Genomic DNA, 20,500 nt, shown 5'->3' with positions numbered 1-20,500 from the left:
TCCAACGTGGCATAAAATTACACCAGATTTACACCACCAAAAACGGCTGAAATGGGGTTTTTATGGAGACAGTAAACCCCTGGAAGTGTTGCTTACCAGGGGTTTTACCTTAAATGCCAGGAACCGGATTTGAACCGGTGACACGAGGATTTTCAGTCCTCTGCTCTACCAACTGAGCTATCCCGGCGAAGCATTTGTTTTCAACGATTAACCAATGTAGCAAACTTTTTCTTAAATTGCAATAGGTCAATCGAAAAAACTATGCGTCTTTGCCCAGAAACTTGACCCAGCCGAAAACAGCCACAAACCCCAGGAATTGTACAAGTACAATACTCGGCCCAGAAGCAAGATTGAAAAGACCTGATGCGATGATGCCAGCTATGCTGGTGGTAGAACCAACTATCACTGACAGCAGCAAAAAGCGGCCAAAGTGATGACTCATCAATTTAGCTGTGGAGGCGGGAATCACCAGAAATGCATTCACCAGTAAAACGCCGACAGATTTAATCGCCACAGCAACAGCTAATGACAGCAAAACCACAAATCCATATCGATAAATTTGTACCGGAATCCCTTGGACTTTTGCCACACCAAGATTAAGGGTTAACAAAATTTGCTGGCGCAGGGTTGATAATAGAAATATGCTCCCACCCACAAGCAACAGCATGGTTAAAATCAGATCTGTCAGATCTATCGCCAAAATATCGCCAAACAGGACTGCCATCAAGTTGCCGCGATATCCTTGGATGAGGCTACTTAAAATTATGCCGATCGCTAACGCTCCTGATAAAACTATACTAAGTACGCTATCGCTAGCTAAATCGGTTTTGTCGATAAAGTAAATCACCACTACCCCAAACACCAATGTGAAAGGTAGCAACATCCAAGTAGGATTTAACTGTAGCAATACACCTAATGCTACGCCTACTAATGCCGCATGGCCGACAGCATGGCTGAAAAAAGATAACTGGCGCAGGGTGACAAAACAGCCAAGCAAACCACCAAGTATTCCCATTAAGACAGCACCAACCATAGCCCGCTGCATAAAGGGAAACTGTAACAAAGTTAATAGATCACCAGTTGTGGTAATCGCTAACCAAGTGAAATGATTATCATTTAAAAACAATTTATGCAGCATTAATTTACACAAAATTCATGAATATCTTAAGTATATAAGTTTAGTTTTCATTCACTTAATTAAATGCCAAAAAAACGAGATGTTTACAAAAGAGTTGCAACCCCTCTCAATTCAAGTTCTTAGCAGCGAAAAAGCCCAAAGGATGGCAGAATTTTTTAGTTTCTTAGGGGATGCTAATCGTCTGCGAATTCTATCTCTGTTAGCTGAAAAAGAATTTTGTGTGAGTGATTTAGCAGCTACACTAGACATGAGTGAATCTGCTGTATCTCATCAGTTACGAAATTTACGAGCCATGCGCTTAGTTAATTATCGTAAGCAAGGTCGTCGCGTATTTTATCGCCTCCACGATAACCATGTTTTGCATCTTTATCAAGCTGTCGCCGAACACCTAGATGAGAAGGATGAAGGATGAAGGCAGAAGGCAGAAGGCAGAAGGCAGAAGGATAAAAATTTATACTTCATCCTTCACACTTCATCCTTTTAATGTTGGTGTTGGTAGCGGCTAAATCCTGGACCGTAGGTTGCTAAAAGATTTTGTGGTGAGAGTGCAACTTCTGGTACTCCGGTGCAAACAATGGTTTGGTTGAGACAAATCACGCGATCGCAATAACGACTGACCATGTCAATATCGTGGGAAACTTGTAAAACTGTCCAACCTTCTTCTTGCTTCAGTTCATTTAGCAAGGTATAAAAATCTGCCGCACCTTGTACATCTACCCCAGCAAATGCTTCATCTAATATTAATAATCTTCTAGGCATCACCAAACAATAAGCGAGCAACACTCGCTTTAGCTGACCACCACTGAGAGTACCAATTGCTTGGTTTCGCAGATGATAAGTATCTGTTCGACGTAAAGCCGAGGTTATAGCTGCTGCTTTTTCCTGATTTCCCTGCCATAGACTTTGAAAAAATGAATTTCCCCTTTTCCCTTGTTTGACCCATCCCAAGCCTACCAACTCACCTACAGAAATCGGAAAACTGCGGTCGAAAATAAAATGCTGTGGCACATACCCCAACTGATGGCACAAATGTCCTAATCTAGTTACTGGACGACCAAATATTTCTATATTGCCAGCAGTGCGAGGAATTAAATCTAAAACTGCTTGTACTAAAGTACTTTTACCTGCACCATTAGGGCCAACTATAGCAGTATTTGTCCCGGGCAACAAATCAAAAGAAACGTCCCGAATAACCAAATAATTACCCTTATTTACACTCAATCCTTCTACTTTCAGGACAGGAATTTCAATATTCATTACTTAAAATTCGACCAACAACCAACACATGACATTTATTTACAAGCTGTTTCTAAAGTTTGTAAATTATTTTTCATTGCCTGAAAATAATGTTGCGGATCTGTTGAACCTTTTTCCAAAGAATCTAGTTCATATAAAGTTAAATTCAAATCTTTAGAAAGACTTGTCAATAATTTGTTATCTATTCCTGGTTCACCAAATAAAGCTTTAACATTATACTTTTTCACCGCATTAACAGCTTTTTGTACATCAGTCGGTGTCAGTTGGTCTTCAGGAATTTCTACTACTGCTACTTGCTTAAGGTTGTAGCGTTTTGCTAGATATGGATAGGCATCATGGAATGTAATAAATGTGCAGTTAGGATTCTTTTGTAGAGTCTGCTGATATTGATTATTTAAATCTTCTAATTGTTTTACATAAGCTGCTGCATTTGCTTCGTATGTGGCTTTATTTGCAGGATCAGCCGCAATTAAACCATCCCGAATATTAATAACTTGTTGTTTTGCTAAAACAGGATCTAACCATACATGAGGATTACCTTCACCATGTTCATGGTCGTGTTCTTCTTTATTTCCTGCTTCTACAACCGGTGATATTTCTTTTACAGTTTGAATACCTTTACTGGCATCTATTTGTGTTAACTTTGGATTTTGAGCATTTTTGACTGTTGGTTCTAAAAATTCTTCTAAACCCAAGCCGTTTTTTACTAATAGATTAGCTGTGGCGATCGCTTTCACATTTTCTGGTGTAGCTTGATACTCATGTACTTCTGTTCCTGGAGGTACTAAAATCGCCACGTCTGCTGCATCTCCTGCTACCGCTTGCGTAAACCAATACATCGGTAAAAAGGTCGCCACTACTTTAATTTTTTTGGATTCTGCTTTCGGTGTGGATGCTGCTTCCTGTGCTTGGGGTGATTGTTCTACACTGACTGAGCGTTTTGTATCTGCTTGATTACAAGCAGTTGTTAGTAAAAATAAAGTTACTAAAGATACAAAACTACTCAGGAATTTATTTGTTTTACTTACTCTGTCACTCACTGTCTTGTTACCTCCCCAAAGATTAGGTCTTGACAATGAGTCTTATTCTACCTCTAATAGAAAGAAAAATAATTTTCATTCTCATGAGATAATTGTTTAAAAATGTAAAACTAACGATAGCTTTTTCCAACAGTCCCTATGGGTAATCTGTTGCCAAAATAGCCATGTAGTTATGATTCCTAGACTTTTTGTTAAAAAAATTGCTGACAACTGATAAATTATTTGAGAATACTTTTTAATAACTCTGCTGTCAGCAAGCGGATCTGTAGTCTGTCAAAAAAAATACTAATGGTTTGTAGTTAACGCTTTAGCGCTGATAAGTATTCTGGCTAGGGTGCTAGTAGTTTCTCTTCTGCATAGCTTTTTAAGTTTTAGTGTGAGGAAAAATGCAAAAATTCTGGAAATCTTTGCTGGTTAGTCCAGCAATTCTCGGCGCAATTCTACTTGTTGATGCGACTGCATTAGCTGGAGAAACAATTAATACTTCCGAAAACACTCAACCGCAATTGGTAGTCACTCCCAAGCAGAAAGTTGAGAACAAAAATACTCAATCTCAAGTAACTTCGGTTTCTCAATTGTCGGACGTACAACCAACAGACTGGGCATTTCAAGCTTTACAATCACTAGTAGAACGCTACGGTTGTATAGCTGGATATCCAAACGGTACTTATCGCGGTAATCGGCCGATGACGCGTTATGAATTTGCCGCAGGTTTAAATGCGTGTTTAGATCGCGTCAACGAAATCATCGCTACCGCGACATCAGAGTTGGTGACAAAAGAAGATTTAGCCACATTACAAAGACTGCAAGAAGAATTTTCCGCCGAATTGGCGACTCTGCGGGGTCGTGTAGATACACTAGAAGCACGTACCGCAGAATTAGAAGCGAATCAATTTTCTACCACCACTAAATTAACTGGACAAGTGGTAATGGCAATTACCGATGTTCTGGGAGGAGATAATGTTAATGGTGTGGATGCTAAAGATAACAATACCACCCTTGGGGCGCGGGCGCGTGTAGAATTGAACACCAGCTTCACAGGGTCAGATACTTTATTTACCAGGATTCAAGCAAATAATATTCTCAACCCGAATATCGGCACACCAGAAGGTAGTCTGTCGTTTGCTGGTGAGGATGGTACCACTGATGCGTCCCTAGATGCACTCTGGTACAGATTCTCACTGACTGACAGTACTGAGGTAATTGCTATTGCCAATGCAGGCGCAGCCGACGACGTTACAAATACAGTCAACCTGTTTGATGGAGATGGTGCATTTGGTGCATTATCAACCTTTGGTACACGTAACCCTATTTATTACCAAATGGATGGTGCGGGTTTGGGTGTCACGCAAAACTTTAGCGAAGCATTAGCACTCAGCTTAGCGTATTTGGGAAGTTCACCCAATGACCCATCTGCCGATAACGGTATATTTAACGGGCCTTACGGCGCACTCGCACAGCTAACCTTTCAACCGAGCGATCGCCTCACTGTTGGCTTAACCTACATTAATGCTTATAATCAGGAACTGGGTGCTGGTAGCACGCGTGCCAATCCCATCTCTTTCCTGGAGTCTGAACTGACTTCTCCCCCTGATGTTCCTGGAGAACCTGAACCGGTGAGTGTACCATTTTCCAGCAACTCCTACGGTCTACAAGCATCCTATAAACTCAGTGATAATTTTGTTTTGGGTGGTTGGGTTGGTTACACCAATGCTCGGAACTTATCTACACAAGGAGGAACAATCGACCGTGGTAAGCTGGATATTTGGAACTGGGCAGTAACTCTGGGATTTCCTGACCTCGGTAGTAAAGGCAGCTTAGCGGGTATCATTGTCGGCATGGAACCGAAAGTTACAAGTTCTAGCATCAATGAAATCGACGAGGACGAAGATACCTCATATCACTTCGAGGCTTTTTATCAGTATCAGGTGAGCGAAAACATAACCATTACCCCAGGTGTGATTTGGCTAACTGCACCGGATCATAACAGTGATAATAATGATGTGATCATTGGCGCACTTAGAACTACCTTTAGTTTCTAAGTTTTTTGGGCAGATAAAAAAAGACCAGCCTCATACCGCTGGTCTGTTAAGAAGGCTATCCTTTCTCTTCTCTTCTTATGTAGAGCAAAACCCAAACATCGCGTTTCCAAAACGCAGCGGGCAATCTTTGATAACAAGATTGTAACAGCCAGTACAGATTTTTAGTTAATTTTTATAAAAAAAGAATTTTGACCAAGAGGAGATTGGGGAAAAAGGAAGACAAAGGAGAAAACAAACAACCATCAAGCACTGACCACCAGTCCTTTCAAGGTGGATAAAAATCCTCAAAAAATTTCCTCAACTTTAATCTTTGCACCTTTGTGGTACAGTTAATATCCTCTCTGGCTACGGCCCAACCGCAGGCGCTGCGATCGCGCACCACACAGATATTAACAAATTGGCATTCACAATTAAGTTGTAAATAACTAGTAGTCAGTGGTCAGTAGTTGGTGGTGCAACCAACTACTAACCATCTTTAGCAAGTTGTGCTTTCGCCTCTTGCCAAAATGCTTCTAACTCTTCCAAAGAGTAATCAGACAGGGGGCGATCAGCAAATCCTTCTATTTTTTGGAAGCGGTGAATAAAACGTTGATTTGTTCCTTGTAAAGCTTCGCTCGGATCAAGGTTGTACCAACGAGCCAGCTGGAGAACAGAAAATAATAAATCTCCTAATTCAGCTTGTTGGCGTTCTGGTGTTTCGTGAGCTAAAGCTTCTTGAAACTCTCGCAATTCTTCGTGAAATTTATCCCATACTCCATCAATATTTTCCCACTCAAACCCAATAGCAGCAGCTTTTTGAGAAATCTTCATCGTCGCCATTAATGGGGGAAATTTGCGAGCATAACCACTGAGTTTTGTACTCAGTTTTTGATTTTCTGGAGATAGTTCACCTTTTTCTGCTGCTTTGATTTGTTCCCAGTTTTGCCGCACTTCATCCACGCTTTGCACTGACACATCCGCAAAAACATGAGGATGACGCCGAATTAGTTTTTGGGAAATAGCTTGTGCTACTTCTTGTAAAGAAAATTGCCCATATTCCTTGGCTATTTGTGCTTGCAGAACAACTTGCAATAACAAATCTCCTAATTCTTCAGCGATCGCTTGTTTATCCCCACTGTTAATAGCATCTACCACCTCATAAGCTTCTTCAATGACATACGGTGTTAGGGTTTGGGGAGTTTGTGCTAAATCCCAAGGACAACCACCATCAGGCGATCGCAACTTTGCGACCACATCTATTAATTCTTGTAAGGCTGCCAAAGTGTCAGCATCAGATTGTGTTTGATTCTTTTTTTGCAGATTAGACATATACTTAACTTTAAAATAACAGCTTACTTTGTGTCTTAGTGACTTTGTGTTTAATTAACCACTAAGACACCAAGACACCAAGAAAATGCCAGGATAGCTCAATGCTTTTTTGCTTTGCTTGCTCTTTTTGTTCTAGTTCTATTCGACTGAGTAGTTGTGCGTTTACGTTTCTTCATTTTCGCACGTGGTAATAAACCGCGAACACCTTGCTTTTGAAAACGCTTGTATGCAGAATTGCTCCAGTCGCTGAGAGAATGGCTCATTGCACCCAGTTCCAGCCCTAAGAATAGTGCTAGTAATTCTGGAATGTGATTAAGCGATCGCCCTACGGTTTCATTCAAAAATTGCCTACTCCAGTCGCCGTTACCTAGTATTTGGGCAACTACTGTACCCAAAATTACCAATATTCCCACTACGCCACTCAAATAAATAACTCGTAGTGTTGTACCGATAATTGGCCCGTGAGATAAGAATGAGCGATGACGTAGGCTTTTTTGATAAGGAATCCAAATCCAACGTAACAGACCCCAGCGTTGGTACTGCCGAGAATAGATATCCAAGTCTGGGCCAAACATCAGCCCCCCGAACATAAATCCACTTGCCACCAATAAGGTTAAGTTGCCACTCTTGGTTTGGGCAAAAGTGGCTCCAGCAACGAACGGCAAAGCCCACAAAGTTATGCGATCGTGCGTTTGACCAGAGGGCATAGGAATTTTGGATGAGGCAAGCAAAATTTTCTCAAAAATACTATCGCGTTTTTCAATTTAGTGTGCTAACATTAATTATTGTGAGCAAAAACGGGTGGTTAGCTCAGTTGGTAGAGCGCCTGCCTTACAAGCAGGATGTCACTGGTTCGAGTCCAGTACTACCCATGTTTTAAAAACCCGTCCTAGTGACGGGTTTTGTTTTTTGAAACCATAATGTAATCTGCCTGCTGTTAAGTGGACTATTTTTGATGTCCAAATTTTGATAATTACTGAAAATTAATGCGATCGCACAGACCACTAAATCTTTAGGCGATCGCTCTAACAAATAGGGGTTGTGCTACGAACACAACGCCTTATACTATTTCACAAAATTCTTAATACAAATCCTTGTCTGGTTGCCAAATCTACCAGACTTATCTGGAAACGATATGATTCAGGTAAGCCTGGGCAAAAAATATGTTGAGAGGAAAAAGCCGGATCTTTTGGCGTTATAGTATTGCAGTTTTGACTGTAGCGATTGCGCTACTGGGTAAATTGCTGCTGAATTATTGGTCTGGTCAACTAAGAGAAACCCCATTTTTACTATTTTTTGCTGCCATTATGGCAACTAGCTACTATGGAGGAGTTGGCCCTGGTATTTTGGCAGTAGTTTTATCTAGTTTTTTGGGTGGTTATTTTTTCTTAACTCCAGCTAAATCATTATTCAGCAGCGATCCTTGGGCAAATCTCCAGCTAGTTATATTTTTGGTGGAAGGACTATTTCTTGTTTCACTTATTCACTTCGTTAACACTTCTCGACGGAATACCCAAATAATTAGCCAAAAATTGCTTTTAAGTGAAGACAAAAGTCGTCAGCATCAAGATTTATTACATTTAATTGCTAACTCTTTGCCAGTCTGCATTTCTTATATTGATAGCCAGCAACGCTACCAGTTTATTAATAAAACCTACAATTTGTCACCGCAGCTGCACGCATGGACACCTTGATTCTGGATTTGCTTGCTTATAGTCGTCTGGGACGCAGCGAAATTTGGTTACAACGGCTGAGTTTGGACAGCGCGATCGCTGAGGTACTCAAGGAATTACAGCCAGAAATACAAGTTGCCCAAGCACACATCACCATCGAGTCACCTTTACCGATTGTGAAAGCACATCGCACTATCTTAGTACAGGTATTGATTAATTTGATTAGTAATGCCATTAAGTTTGTGAATGCTGATGTTCAACCCCAAGTGCGGATATGGGCAGAGGAGAGAGTAGGGGAAGAAGGAGGATAAGGGGGACGACTTGGAGGACAAGGAAGTAATCTTTCTTCGTTATCTCCTCACACCCCTCACACTCCCCCCACCTCCCTACCCAATGCCGTCGTGTTTTGATAAATGGTGTCAACGATTTGATGAAGCTTTTACTCATAAAGCCCAAAAAATAGGATTTAGGGATTATTTGGGAGGATTATTAGGGGAAAGCGAGAGAAAAAACTTTTCTCAGATGGCTTTTAACTCTATAGGGGTTGAATACCATAAATTACATCATTTTTTAACTGAAGCACCAAAGTTTGCCCAAAGAGGCTTTTACCAAAGTTGAACTGAACTTCTTCGATTGTCTGACATATCCATTACTTGAAATGGAGTTGGCAGTATCAGACGACATTTATACTCATTAACTGTTTTATCATCTTCCTTAACAGGCTGACAGATGTAGTCATTTGTTGTTATGTCTCGTTCTATTTCCATGTATCGTGTTCTATTTACAGGTGGAAAAATATCCCATCTCAGCATAGCTAGTAACATTTTGATACGCGGTACATCCTTTAGCTTCAATTTTTCATAATCTTGTTTGTCTGGATAATCTTGGGGAAAGTCAGCTTCACTAATGTGCGTAGTTACATATTCCTCAAACTTATGAATACATTCTTTATGCTCATCATAAGTAGCAGGGCGATCGCCACTTAACCAGTTATTATCATCAAATAGCTGTGTGTATCGCTGCTTAGGTTCATTACGATATCGTTCATTAAGGGAAAGTTCATATTTTTCAATCATTACTGCACCCATACCTAATGGCTTTCCCATACCAAGGGAAAGCCGATATTTTTCTTTGCTATCAAGGCCAAGTAATTTGACTTTCTCTACATCTTCGACTGATAGGGTTAACACCCATAAAAGCGCACCCAGTTCTACATCACTGAGATTCTCAAAATAAATGGTGAACTCAAAAGAAACTCCTGATTGAATTGGCTTAATTTCCGTGTACTGGGATTGTTTATCTTTAATTTCAGCTTCAGTTGCTTTGGTTTTAATTCTGTCTATGCCTACATTTCCCTTATGCCAATATAGTTTATGTCCCCGAATTACTGTGTCTTGATTGGGTTGACTAGCATAGTGCTTCAGGCTTTTCTTTTCGTGGCTTTTTTGGACTAAGTAGTGCTGAAATGTTGTTGGTTTAGGAGTAGCCAGAATTTGTGGTGTAATGGTGTCATCAGTCAGCCAGATACCATTTTCTTCACTTTTATATTGAGCATCACTGAAAAATATACGTCCAGCACGAGATTTTTCCTGTTTTTCTTTTTTATTTTCATCAGAACCTTGTTCTTTGTTCTCGTTTTTACGCCTAACAAAGCCAAAAATGGCATCAGCTAGATCAATTTTTTTAGATTCACCTACTTCTTCAGGAATAAAATCAACTGCTGATGCAGCTTTACCATCATTTTTAGGAGAATAAGGAATACGAAAGTTAGGACTTTGACCAAATAAAGTTACTGTTGACTGTCGATTTTGTGGTTCACAATAAAAAACAGGTCTAGGTTCTTCATTGTCTAAATATTTTAAAAAACCCATACTTTCATGGAAAGTATTTTTAGAATTCTGCTTAAAGGGCTTTCCTTTTTGAAAGTCTGTCAATGCGTTACGGTAATCTCTTATTGCATCTTCACTAATTGGAATTGAAACAGCTGAATTATCAGATTGCAAAACTATATAGTGAAACTTACGTCCTTCCTTACGGCGAAGTAGGCGTTTGCGTTCCGCTTCCGTTGTTTTGCTGTTATCTAGCATATTACCGCTAGTAACAAGCCAGCCTTTGTGTTCATAAATATCACAATTTTCACTAATCTTTAGAGATTCTCCTACTCCCTCATAGCTAATTTTGAGATACTGAGGTAGGTAATTAGCTTTTTCCATAGTGATTAGAGAAGGAAGATAAACTTTTATATCTTCTTCTTTCACTCGAATAAATGATTTACCCAAGTGGTTTTTAATAGCTGGGCGAATGAACCATTTCCCATCTCTTTTTTCTAGATACCCTGCGCTGACATTTCCAGCTAACTTACCAACAGCATTTGTATATCTTTCTGCTAGGGGATCGTCACTATCAGCAGCAACCGCACGGAAGAAAAATTTTGAAGCATCTGATACTCTTTCAATCTTGCCAAAGCTAACAATTTCAACTAGACTTCTGACCATTCCACGCAAACTGCTACCAGGCAAAACGGGATACTGTTTTGAAGGATGCTGAAAGAATTCAGCCTTTTTTTTGCGTTGTTCTGGTGTTAGTTCTTCGTTCGGTTTATCTCCAAAATCTGCAAAATCAGCAGGTGTTAAACCACAACGAATATATAAAGGTGATTCAGTTTTTAAAGTACATACAATTTTGCCAGTGTGACGGTCAGAATAGTAGCGGTTGTTATCGCGTAATTTACCATTACATTCAAGTTCTGCTTCAACTACTTTTTCTGGTAGTTCTATGAAGTTATATGGAGCAACTGCTTTACGGTCATCAGGCACTTTTTTTAGATGTTTAGGATTCATAAATTTTTTCTTTTGTGAGAGATACAAGACGACTGAGAAAAATACGAGCTACTCCATCTTGGTCATAATAAAAATAGTGATGTACTTCTAGTCGAAGTGGACGATACTGTTTCTGTTTATCCTGGCTAAAAGTAATCCCTGTGATGGGAGCAGCATATTTAAGCCCCTGAGAACCATCTGAAAGTATGGTAAAGTTACCGTTTGCTTTTCCTTGAGTACCCCAGAGAATTTGTGATTCTGGTATTAAACCTATTTTTTCTTGTTCAAGTAATTCTGATACTTGGCTTTGTAAAATTAGCCGCGATCGCCATTTTCCATTACTATTCCATAGTAAGACTTCACCAGCTTCTCCAAATATTCGGCATTGTTGTAATGTTGACAGACGTAATGTAGGAAAATCATACTCAGGAAAAGCTTGCTTAGAAGTTTCTAAAATGCCGCTTTCTACTTCAAAATGTCCCCAGATAACTCCATCCTCTGCATGAGCTAACACGTACCGTAACTGATAATCTTTAGTAATTGCTTGTTGCTTTAACCAATCCTCTAGTGATAGTTCAATTGTTTCTGTTGAAACTTCCTGACACAAATCTTGATTCATGGTGCTTGCTCCAAAAACTTTTTAACAAACTCTTCCATTTCATCTTTATCCTGGTTGCTGATTAGTAGTTTCCGATTCTCCTCAGAGATTACCCACTTGTGTTGTTGCCAAACTATAGTTGCTTCAACTCCCTGCAAACGTCCTCTCCCTATACTGCTAGTACCACCTATTGGTAAATCACCCGTCCATAAATCTTTAAGTAACAGCAGAAGTAACCCAATTTCATATTCCTTTGGTTGACGTAGTTCCAGTTCTAGTTTTATATGCGCTGTGTTACTACTTGTATTGCTACTTTTTTTTAATTTACCTTTAACTTTATTAATTTTTTGACTATCCTCTTTTTTAGAGATACTAAAAACAGGTTGTTCCTGAAACAATGCTCCGTTATATGCTCCGCCTGTAAAACGGTCAATAGCAATTCGGCTTTGTACAATGTCAACTGTATTTTCTATCAAGCTTTCATGAATAACTAAACGACTAGCCTTTGCTTGTTTACTTTCTTCTTTAACAAAGCCAAATAGGTCATACACAATTTGTAAATTCTTATCTAAAGTATTCACTATTCTCTCGGCTCTATGCCACAGCACTCCTGCTAAACTTGTACCAGAAACAACTGGCTCAGGTTTGTCTTTTCTATAGGAGTGCAAATGTACCACATCGGGAGAACATTTGTGTTGAATTAAATCTTGACCAGAGCGAATGAGTAAGGGGCTGGCTAGTTGAAATTTGGCAGTGATGAAGAGGCGATCGCGCTTATCTGGCTTATCTACCTTTAGCTTCTGGAGGTGTGTATTACTCAATAGCTTGTCGCTTGGTAATTTAGTAGCATAAGGTTTACCCCAAGGTCTTTCAAATGTTAACCAAGCAATGAGATCGCTATGTTTAGTTAAATCAAATTCCCAAACTTGCCACTCATCTACATGACAGCGACCAAAACCCCGTCGCTTTTTCATTCCAATAGCAATTTCACCATTCTTTAACCCTTCTAAAGCTAAAGCAAGTGCTTGTTTTAATTCATTCTCATCTTTATCTTTATCTTTATCTTTTTCAATTAACAACTCAAAGTTCAAAGGAAACTTAGTCCCTGCTGGCAAGAGTTCCAAGTCGTATTTTGCCTTGTCAGACGCAGTACCAGTTGCACCATCTATTTTGACTCCATCTCGTATTTCAACATTGTGAATAGTGCTACCTATTGCATCATGAATAATTAAAGGACTTTGAGTATCTTTTTCTCTTAACGCAATTTTTTCTGCTTCATTTTTATTCCTTTCATCCTTGTAAGCAAATAAATCACCAAACAATTTTGCAGCTATATTATCACGGCTTTCACTTTTCGTGTAATCACACTGATATTCATGTAAATAATTGCGTAAAGCACCAGCAATTGATGAACCTGTTAGTAAAGGGTTATGACTAATACTGTCAAGTAACAGCATCATATCTGTAGCACCTTCAGCATCACCATTTCCCAAACAAGTTGGCGTATCCAGAACCAAAACACCGCGTACAATAATGCGCTTAATAATATGTCGTTCTTCGCGTGTTCTATTCATCTTGTTTATCCTTTGTCGCTTGTTTGGCAACCGCAATAATTAGCCGTAGCGTGTATTCTAGCTTCAGTTTTTCAACTAAGTCTGGTGGAACTGACTCACCAGCAATAGAAAATTTTAAATTATCTGAATCTAACCATGTACTTGAGTCTTTTAACCAGTCACAAATCTGACCTTTGAAAGATTTACGATAAACTTTTGTGTCTTCAAATTGACTATTGGCATTTTTGGTTAGATTTTTCAAAAAATCAATAACTATTTTTTTTCTTTCTTCTAATTCTTCAACACCTGATTTTTTAATTTCTTGTCTCAGAGCTTGTGTTGCTACAATCATTAACCGGGAAAGTTGGCTATTGCTGAGTTTGTTTGGTCTGAGTTTACAATTATCAACCTTCTCTAAAAGTCGCCTATCTAGCTTTTGTTCCAATAATCTCTTCGCCATCTTTTGCGCTAGTTGACTGTCTTCTGAATTTGGGACTAGCTGTGGTTGCTCCCTGTTAGTTTCTCTTTTTGGTAAACAAGCATTAAATATTGCTTCTTCCTCTAGCCAATTGATAGCAATTCTTCCAAAACCATCAACCCGCCTTTCACCAATACCTTGATTTTCTACTAAACGAATTTTTTCTGAATCTAGTTCTCCATCTTCTTTATTATACTTAAATACAAAAACACTACCTGCTGCTAAAGCTGGTACTTGCGGTAAAGGTAATCCCCATTTACGGTTAAATCCCCCAACAATAAGACTACTGGTATAACTAGATTGTGGTTCTAACTTTATATCTAGTAATTCTTCTAATATCTGAGTTAATGACTCAACTTTTTGATTAATTTCATCTCCTGTTGAGTTTGGTGGCGTGGCAACATAATGACCCCATTTATCCCGTAAAATTAGATCACTGAGAAGAGTAATACGGATTAGTTCTCTGTCGTTACGGTCTTCAGGCTCAATTCCCACTTCGTCCCAATAATCATGCTCTTCATCCTCTTCTATAGGAATAATCTGAGTATGTCCATATCCCGCACTTTGAGAACCGCCTAACCACATTTCTTGTGGTTCTAGTAACGGCTTAATTTTTTCTATATCGTCAGGATCATCACAGAGAATTACAGCCTGGAAATATTGTTCCGCATCTAAAGCCTCATAGCGAAATATTGCACCATTATTTTCATCACCTCTGCCTTTTTTGCGATTTCGCATATTATGAATGTTGATGCGTCGCTTTTCTTTGTAAAGCACTATATCTTTATCATCTACAGTGCAAAAACTCTCATCTAGTGATTTGTATGAAATATCTTCTTCCGGTGTTTCGTAACTGAAATCATAAACAGTTATCTCGTCTAAATTGGAAATGTCATCACCCTTTTTCTTTAACCAAGAGCGCGGTACAGGTAGAGTGCGCTTTTGTTTTTGTTTATCGTACAAATAAGCATTTAAATATCGGGTATTACCATTAAAAAATAAACGTTTTATATCTGGATATTTTGATTCATCTAAAATATCATCTGTACTTTTTAAATTGTGACGTTGGAGATAGCGACCAATCAACACTCCGCGAATCATGCTACCTGGAATATAAGGAAAAGATATATCACTGTTCGGGTCTCCCTGAAGCGAAGTTGCTAATAATGGTTGTGTAGTGTGCAGTAAAAAAGTAATTGCTTTCATCCTCTGGTTTCCTGCTCAAAATAACGAAAATGCTCTTGAGTAATTTCTTCACCAATTGAGTCATGTAGCGTACAACGAACATGACCCCGACCACGGTTACGTCCGCTACCAACCCTTTGCAGTGCTAATGTGCTGACTGCTAAGAGTGCTAGCATATCTGGTGTTGGTTTTTTTTCAAATAACAATGGTGCGGTGAAGCATAAATCTCGCAAGATAACCCGACTAGAGCGTAAGCTATGTTCCACTGGTGCGCCATCTTCAGGGTCAATAGCAGTTTGACGGCGAATAGTGGTAAGAGAAGCAAGAACGTCTACTTCTGTGAGTCTTCTTTCCTGACCTCTGCGTTCTCTTTCCTGTTCTTGGTCAAGTTGAAGTTTTACAGCCTTTCGCAAGTCTTGGGCTAAACAAGCATCGCCAACGTGCATCTTGGAGATAGTTTCCAGGGTGCTACCAGGTATGCCAAATAAATGTTCGGCGGCTTGTTCCCAACGGGAACAACGGGAAGGCGGTGGTTCAGAAAGCACAGCAATCAAATTGTCGCATTCTTCACTCAACAAGCCTTTTAAAGTACGTCCACGTAAGTAGGGAAATCCGTTAGCATCATGCTCTACTTCTTGGTCGATTAAACCTGCTACTCCATCACCACGCCCAAAAGTTGTATCACTCAAAAGTAGCATTTTCAGGTAATAAATCTCCATCGGTTTTCTCCTTTAAAGGAATGTGAAATTCCATTGCTTCAATGGCATCAAAATATCCACAGACTCTCGTATTTGTTCTGGGATCGTCAGTCCAACCACATTGATAAAAGTCGTCATATTTTGCTTTGCTAAATTGGGGTAAATAGTTCTCATTCAAACCGTAAACCTGTAAAAACTGCTTTGTTTTCTCTGAACCTTGCCGTAACTGTTCTCGCAAAGCTATCACTTTATTACGGCGATTTGTCCAGTCTCGGTGTGTATTAAATTTATTAACTACCTCAGAAAAATCATCCCAGTTGCGCCAATCACTATCAGATTGCAAGTACAAAGGTCGCATGGTGAGATTTCCTTCAGTAACTTGATATTCTCGTTGACGGATATCGCTGATTGAACCTAACAAACCGCTAGGAGCAATGTGCCAATCAAGTGCAGAAAAATCTGATATTCCAAGTCGTTCTTTTTCAGAACGCACAAAATTTTTAGCATTTCTGCACAGTGCTTCACTTAATTGATATGCTCTGGCAAATGGATAATGTGTTTTGACAATAGCTATTCCTGCACAGGCTGTTAAATCTTTTCCATCTGCTACTTTTTGATCTGCAAATTCCTTCAGATAAAGTGCTGCTAATGATAATCCTAATCGTCCATCACATACAAATGTAACGTCATCACCGCCATAAACTATTGGACGAAAAGGCAGATACTTTTCGCCATCTCTTTCTGTAATTGCAAACTGCTCCTGTAATTTACCATCTGCTAATTGGATAACTCTCTCAGCAACTTTTTTTAAAGCATTAACACCTGCCTGATTCACAGTTTTAGATAGTTCACGCATGGCAGTAATATACTCACGGTCTGTTTTACATTTCCTACCATGTTCTTTAAAGCGATCGCCCATCCCGTTACCATCAGCGTGAACTATAGCCATGTAACTACTTTTACCCTCAGTGCGACCTAAATCATCAACATCATAAGGGACTATATAATTGCCTAGCGGCAAATTTTTAAATATAGTATCTTTTAGTTCTTGATTGGCTGGAGCTTTATTTTTAGGGTCAACGGCTCGGAGCTTTTCAACGATTTCTCTGGAGACTGGATAGCTAGTGGGTACACTGTAGCGATCGCTAGTATCTACAGCAGATAATCCAGTAGAAAGACAGTTAGCTGTAACTCCCAGACCTAGCAAAGGGACAGAAGGATTGTATTCGCGTTTTTTTCGCTCTAATTCTTTCATCAAACTATCAACCATTCCTGATAGTTTGTTTCCCCACTCAAAGGGTTCACTGTGAGCTACTACAATTTTTAAGCCTGGTGCTTCTTGCAATACTCTTTTGCTCAATCTTTTAGTAAATTTAATAGCACTTTCTTTATCTTCTCTGTCTTTGAAAAGAATAACTGCATTACCACCTCCGGTATAGACTAATTCAGCATCAAGATTATCGTGTTCAATACATTTTTCTTCTTGTTCTGGTTCAGGAATATACACATTTTCTCCAAATATTTGGCGTAAAGCGCACTTAACCCAACTATTTGTTGCTTGTTCTACTAAATACGATGCACCTATATTTTCTCGTAAACGATTACTGCCAAAAATATATGGTTGTATTCCTGTTGTATCAATTACAGTTGCTATGTATTTACTCATGGTGCGTAATAGCGATTATTGTCGTCAATCCAATCTTTTATATATTTTTGAATATCATCGAGATGTTTACATCCAAAAACAATAATCTTTGGATCTTCTTTTTTTACTTCAGTATCAACTTTAAGTTCTGCTTCTAGTTCTTCGGGGTTGTCGTAGCAACATACTAAAGCTACTCGCGCCTGTTCTCCACCTAATTGCTGCGCTCTTATATAAGCTTCAAATAGTTTGGATTTACATAAAGATTTGCTAGCATCAGTAGTACAAGATAATGCAAATAGTTGGTAATTTTTTACAAAAGCAACATCAAACTCAAATTTTTCTTTTTTAGTATCCTTGACATTAAATGACATTCCACTATCATTTATCAGACCAGGAAATTTCCTAGACAATTCTTGTAATTGATGCAATACATAATGCTCTAGCCAAATACCATCAAGCCACTGGCAAGACTTTCTAGGTTTTTCTAACCACTGACAAGAATGTTCAGGTTTTTCTAACTGAGCCTTTTCAGTAAACTGCTTGAGTGATAATTCCGGGTCTGATTCACCTAAGTATTTTCTCTCTTTCAAAAGCTGAGTAACTTTCTCTATATGTGGTAAGTATTCTGGAATCCATAAACCATTATAAAAATCACACAGGTCTTTCAGCCTTTTGTAGTTGTCATCTTGAAAAAGTTCTAAAAGCGATTTCCCCTCTTCTGGTTGTTTGAGATAATCTAAAAGAGCTTTATTTAAATTTTGAACTGCAATATCAGCTTTGAGAGCAACTTTATCTATCTGGTTGTCCTTCTTCCATTCCCATTCAGGTGGTTTATTAAGCTTTTTCTTAAACACCTTTGTCGCAGGCTTTAGCACATTATCACACCACCAGCGCCATGCAAATACTACTTTTTTATCAGTATGTAGTTTTGCAAATTCTATTGCTAATTCAGGTAGTATTGGAACAGTAATCGGCTCTTTGTCCCAGCGTAAATCATGCAAATCAAAGATTTTTTCTAAGGAAAGTTTTATATCTACTGCTTCAGCTTTAGGAGAATCATTGTCCCTATCGATGAACATTTGTAAACTTCGAGCATCCAGATAACTAAATACAGGATTCTGAACTCCTGAAGCCTCGAATAAAGCCCGATAACCGTGAACGGACATTGCCTTTGTTCCACCTGTATAATTCAAACCAAAAGTATGCTTTGGATGCTTTGTTAAAATATTTTTTACTTCGGTTTGGATTTTGTTTTTAATAACACATGAGTTAGCCTCATGTGTTTTCAATGAGATTAGTTTGACATTTACACCCTTTAAATTTCTTTCCAAACAAGCAGCTTTACTAGTTGTATCTGTGCTGTGTACCAAGTAAACAGTACCATCCTCTTTCAGCAGTATTTGGGCTGCAACATAGTTAGGCAGAGGATTTTCACCAATCAGCAAAAACAGATGGTCTACTTTATACTTGTCAAACTCAGACGTACTCATATCACAGGGAAGATGTATCCGTTTTTCAAAATTGCCATACCCAGTATTACACAGCATCGGAAATACCCCCTTCCGAATAACTGCTACCTTGGAAAGTACACCTGAGACATCTTAACTGACCGTGAATGCACTCTTCACCAACCCTCCGCACCCCAAACTTTTACAACAGCTAGCCAATGGCTCTCTAGACCAAAGTCATAATCTCACTCGCGCCATACGGCTTTGGGCATTGTTATGTTGGCTCTATAGTGATAAAGGACACACTGCTCTCGCCAACAGTTTTACTTACACTGATTGGCGACAGGCTTTCTTTACTGAGACTCACAAGGATGAAAAGCAAGCAGACATCCTCAACCATCAAGACCCCGATTGTGCTTGTATTAAAACAACCGGACAATGGTTATTAGAATTGGAAGTGCCTATAGATGAATGGCGAAATTCTCTGCAAAAACAAATACCTTTATCGAATTCTGACCTAGAAAATCTCTTGGAAGAACGGTTATTTGCTCAAGTTCGCAAATCACTTCAAAGCGATTTAGATTTATTAGTTAAGCGAAACTGCTTGCAGCGAGTAAACAATGTCACTGGTAGAAGCAAATATTACCGCCGAGTAGAAATATTGCCAATTTCCAGTAAATCAGAAAATCTTGGTTATGAAACAACTTTAAATTTTAAAAAACAAGCTTATTTAACTACAACTTTAGGTATGTTTAGTTTTCTTGACCCTAGTTTACCTTTGCTGGCTCAAGAAATCTCAGAAGATGAAGTTGATGAAGATATTCATCGCGTTTTTTTGTATGTAGATTATGTAGTACCAGAATCTAGTCCTACACAAGATGCAGTGGATGAAATCCAGAGTGAATTGCAGTCTCTGTGGGATTCAGGAGAAATTCCACCTTTACTTTTGACCTATCACAGCGCTCATCAAAATCAAATAAAAGAGTGCGTTGTTTATCCAGTTTGCATTTACTTTATGGAACGTGCTAAATACTTGTGTGCCTATGGCAGCACTCCCAAAGGTGATATTAACTGGTATAAATATCGCCTAGACCGGATTCTTTCTAAACGCCTAGAAACTTTAGATTGGCATAACCCTCGTGTTCCTCAATTATTAAGAGAAAAATATGAAGATAATGACCTGCCAACCCCAAAAATTGTCAACGCTAAGTTAAAAGAAGCTTGGGGCTGTGACTTTTATAAAGACAAAGCACGGATGGTATTGCGGTTTGAGCAAAATTTTCATCAGTTTTATATTGATGGCATCAGTATTCACGATACATTTACTAGAATTAGCTCTGAGCAAACAGTCAAATTAATTCAACAATACACACTTAACCCTGAACGTCGAGAGGCTATTTTAGAAATTCTCCAATCTCGCCCAAGCACCGATGCTTACTACCAAGTAGATTACCGAGTTACAGACTACTACGTCCTTAGATGGTTGCGAGCTTTGGGTTCCAATGTGGAAGTCCTACTACCTTGGAACTTGCGGCAAGAAATGGCTCTGGAAATCCAAAATACTTGGAACTTGTATAAATAACAATATCATTCATGATGCTGGATGTAACCAATATCC

The 20,500-nt window shown here is 39.0% G+C and carries 17 protein-coding genes, 2 tRNA genes and 1 pseudogene; 7 read left to right on the top strand and 13 right to left on the bottom strand.

Translation table 11 applies throughout. From position 1 onward, the window contains the following. Positions 1–114: 114 nt before the first annotated feature. Positions 115–187 (bottom strand) — tRNA-Phe (locus UYK_RS0101455). Positions 188–259: 72 nt separating this feature from the next. Next, positions 260–1,138 carry a metal ABC transporter permease gene (locus tag UYK_RS0101450; RefSeq protein WP_016870777.1) on the bottom strand — a complete coding sequence of 293 codons (879 nt, stop codon included), beginning with the start codon at positions 1,136–1,138 and terminating at the stop codon, positions 260–262. A gap of 79 nt (positions 1,139–1,217) precedes the next feature. On the opposite strand from UYK_RS0101450, the gene UYK_RS0101445 reads away from it, so the two are divergent. Then, on the top strand, positions 1,218–1,550 hold the full coding sequence (locus UYK_RS0101445) for an ArsR/SmtB family transcription factor (protein ID WP_016870776.1): 333 nt from the start codon (positions 1,218–1,220) through the stop codon (positions 1,548–1,550). 68 nt (positions 1,551–1,618) lie between these two features. On the opposite strand, the gene UYK_RS0101440 is transcribed toward UYK_RS0101445, so the two are convergent. Next, entirely contained in the window at positions 1,619–2,395 is a 777-nt protein-coding gene (locus UYK_RS0101440) for a metal ABC transporter ATP-binding protein (RefSeq protein WP_009455303.1), read from the bottom strand. A gap of 35 nt (positions 2,396–2,430) precedes the next feature. Beyond that, entirely contained in the window at positions 2,431–3,435 is a 1,005-nt protein-coding gene (locus UYK_RS0101435; protein ID WP_016870775.1) for a metal ABC transporter solute-binding protein, Zn/Mn family, read from the bottom strand. Positions 3,436–3,821: 386 nt separating this feature from the next. Here UYK_RS0101435 and UYK_RS0101430 point away from each other — a divergent pair, with 386 nt between their 5' ends. Continuing rightward, a complete protein-coding gene (locus tag UYK_RS0101430; RefSeq protein WP_016870774.1) occupies positions 3,822–5,477 on the top strand; it encodes an iron uptake porin in 1,656 nt (551 codons plus the stop codon). Positions 5,478–5,942: 465 nt separating this feature from the next. Here the strand turns inward: UYK_RS0101430 and mazG are convergent, their stop codons facing one another. Then, a complete protein-coding gene (mazG, locus tag UYK_RS0101425) occupies positions 5,943–6,785 on the bottom strand; it encodes a nucleoside triphosphate pyrophosphohydrolase (protein ID WP_009455306.1) in 843 nt (280 codons plus the stop codon). Positions 6,786–6,883: 98 nt separating this feature from the next. Then, complete coding sequence (locus tag UYK_RS0101420) at positions 6,884–7,492, bottom strand: metal-binding protein (RefSeq protein ID WP_009455307.1); 609 nt, start codon at positions 7,490–7,492, stop codon at positions 6,884–6,886. Between the two features lie 92 nt (positions 7,493–7,584). Here UYK_RS0101420 and UYK_RS0101415 point away from each other — a divergent pair. The 4 genes and pseudogenes from UYK_RS0101415 to UYK_RS0101400 all read left to right on the top strand — a co-directional run. After that, a tRNA-Val gene (locus tag UYK_RS0101415) sits at positions 7,585–7,657 on the top strand. Between the two features lie 291 nt (positions 7,658–7,948). Next, positions 7,949–8,479, top strand: coding sequence for a DUF4118 domain-containing protein (locus UYK_RS0101410; RefSeq protein WP_009455308.1), 531 nt, complete (start codon positions 7,949–7,951; stop codon positions 8,477–8,479). Next, on the top strand, positions 8,467–8,769 hold the full coding sequence (locus tag UYK_RS0101405) for an ATP-binding region ATPase (protein WP_009455309.1): 303 nt from the start codon (positions 8,467–8,469) through the stop codon (positions 8,767–8,769). Before UYK_RS0101410 ends, UYK_RS0101405 begins: the two co-directional genes overlap by 13 nt. Before the next feature lie 82 nt (positions 8,770–8,851). Further along, a pseudogene (locus UYK_RS0101400) lies at positions 8,852–9,043 on the top strand (IS701 family transposase); the annotation flags it as partial. A 20-nt stretch (positions 9,044–9,063) separates the two neighbouring features. Here the strand turns inward: UYK_RS0101400 and UYK_RS0101395 are convergent. The 7 genes from UYK_RS0101395 to UYK_RS25865 are packed head-to-tail and all read right to left on the bottom strand — an operon-like array spanning position 9,064 to position 18,981. Then, positions 9,064–11,298 carry a TIGR03986 family type III CRISPR-associated RAMP protein gene (locus UYK_RS0101395; RefSeq protein WP_009455311.1) on the bottom strand — a complete coding sequence of 745 codons (2,235 nt, stop codon included), beginning with the start codon at positions 11,296–11,298 and terminating at the stop codon, positions 9,064–9,066. Then, positions 11,288–11,896: a type III-D CRISPR-associated protein Csx19 gene (gene csx19, locus UYK_RS0101390; protein WP_016870772.1), complete on the bottom strand. Its 609-nt coding sequence runs from the start codon at positions 11,894–11,896 to the stop codon at positions 11,288–11,290. The genes UYK_RS0101395 and csx19 overlap by 11 nt, the downstream gene beginning before the upstream one ends. Then, positions 11,893–13,449 carry an RAMP superfamily CRISPR-associated protein gene (locus tag UYK_RS0101385; protein WP_016870771.1) on the bottom strand — a complete coding sequence of 519 codons (1,557 nt, stop codon included), beginning with the start codon at positions 13,447–13,449 and terminating at the stop codon, positions 11,893–11,895. The genes csx19 and UYK_RS0101385 overlap by 4 nt, the downstream gene beginning before the upstream one ends. After that, positions 13,442–15,112 (bottom strand): RAMP superfamily CRISPR-associated protein, encoded by a 1,671-nt coding sequence (locus UYK_RS0101380; RefSeq protein WP_009455314.1) that lies wholly within the window; start codon positions 15,110–15,112, stop codon positions 13,442–13,444. Before UYK_RS0101380 ends, UYK_RS0101385 begins: the two co-directional genes overlap by 8 nt. Further along, on the bottom strand, positions 15,109–15,810 hold the full coding sequence (locus UYK_RS0101375) for an RAMP superfamily CRISPR-associated protein (protein WP_009455315.1): 702 nt from the start codon (positions 15,808–15,810) through the stop codon (positions 15,109–15,111). The genes UYK_RS0101380 and UYK_RS0101375 overlap by 4 nt, the downstream gene beginning before the upstream one ends. Continuing rightward, entirely contained in the window at positions 15,773–17,455 is a 1,683-nt protein-coding gene (locus tag UYK_RS0101370; RefSeq protein ID WP_016870770.1) for a Cas10/Cmr2 second palm domain-containing protein, read from the bottom strand. The genes UYK_RS0101375 and UYK_RS0101370 overlap by 38 nt, the downstream gene beginning before the upstream one ends. Then, entirely contained in the window at positions 17,452–18,981 is a 1,530-nt protein-coding gene (locus UYK_RS25865) for a Card1-like endonuclease domain-containing protein (RefSeq protein ID WP_146005567.1), read from the bottom strand. Before UYK_RS25865 ends, UYK_RS0101370 begins: the two co-directional genes overlap by 4 nt. A 64-nt stretch (positions 18,982–19,045) precedes the next feature. Between UYK_RS25865 and UYK_RS0101360 the strand changes: the two genes are divergently transcribed. Continuing rightward, positions 19,046–20,464, top strand: a complete 1,419-nt coding sequence (locus UYK_RS0101360; RefSeq protein ID WP_016870768.1) for a TIGR03985 family CRISPR-associated protein — start codon at positions 19,046–19,048, stop codon at positions 20,462–20,464. Positions 20,465–20,500: the final 36 nt, after the last annotated feature.

Source organism: Fischerella thermalis PCC 7521 (assembly GCF_000317225.1).
Classification (GTDB): domain Bacteria; phylum Cyanobacteriota; class Cyanobacteriia; order Cyanobacteriales; family Nostocaceae; genus Fischerella; species Fischerella thermalis.
The sequence above is the reverse complement of the archived record's forward strand: the minus strand, read 5'-3'. Positions and strand labels throughout refer to the sequence as shown.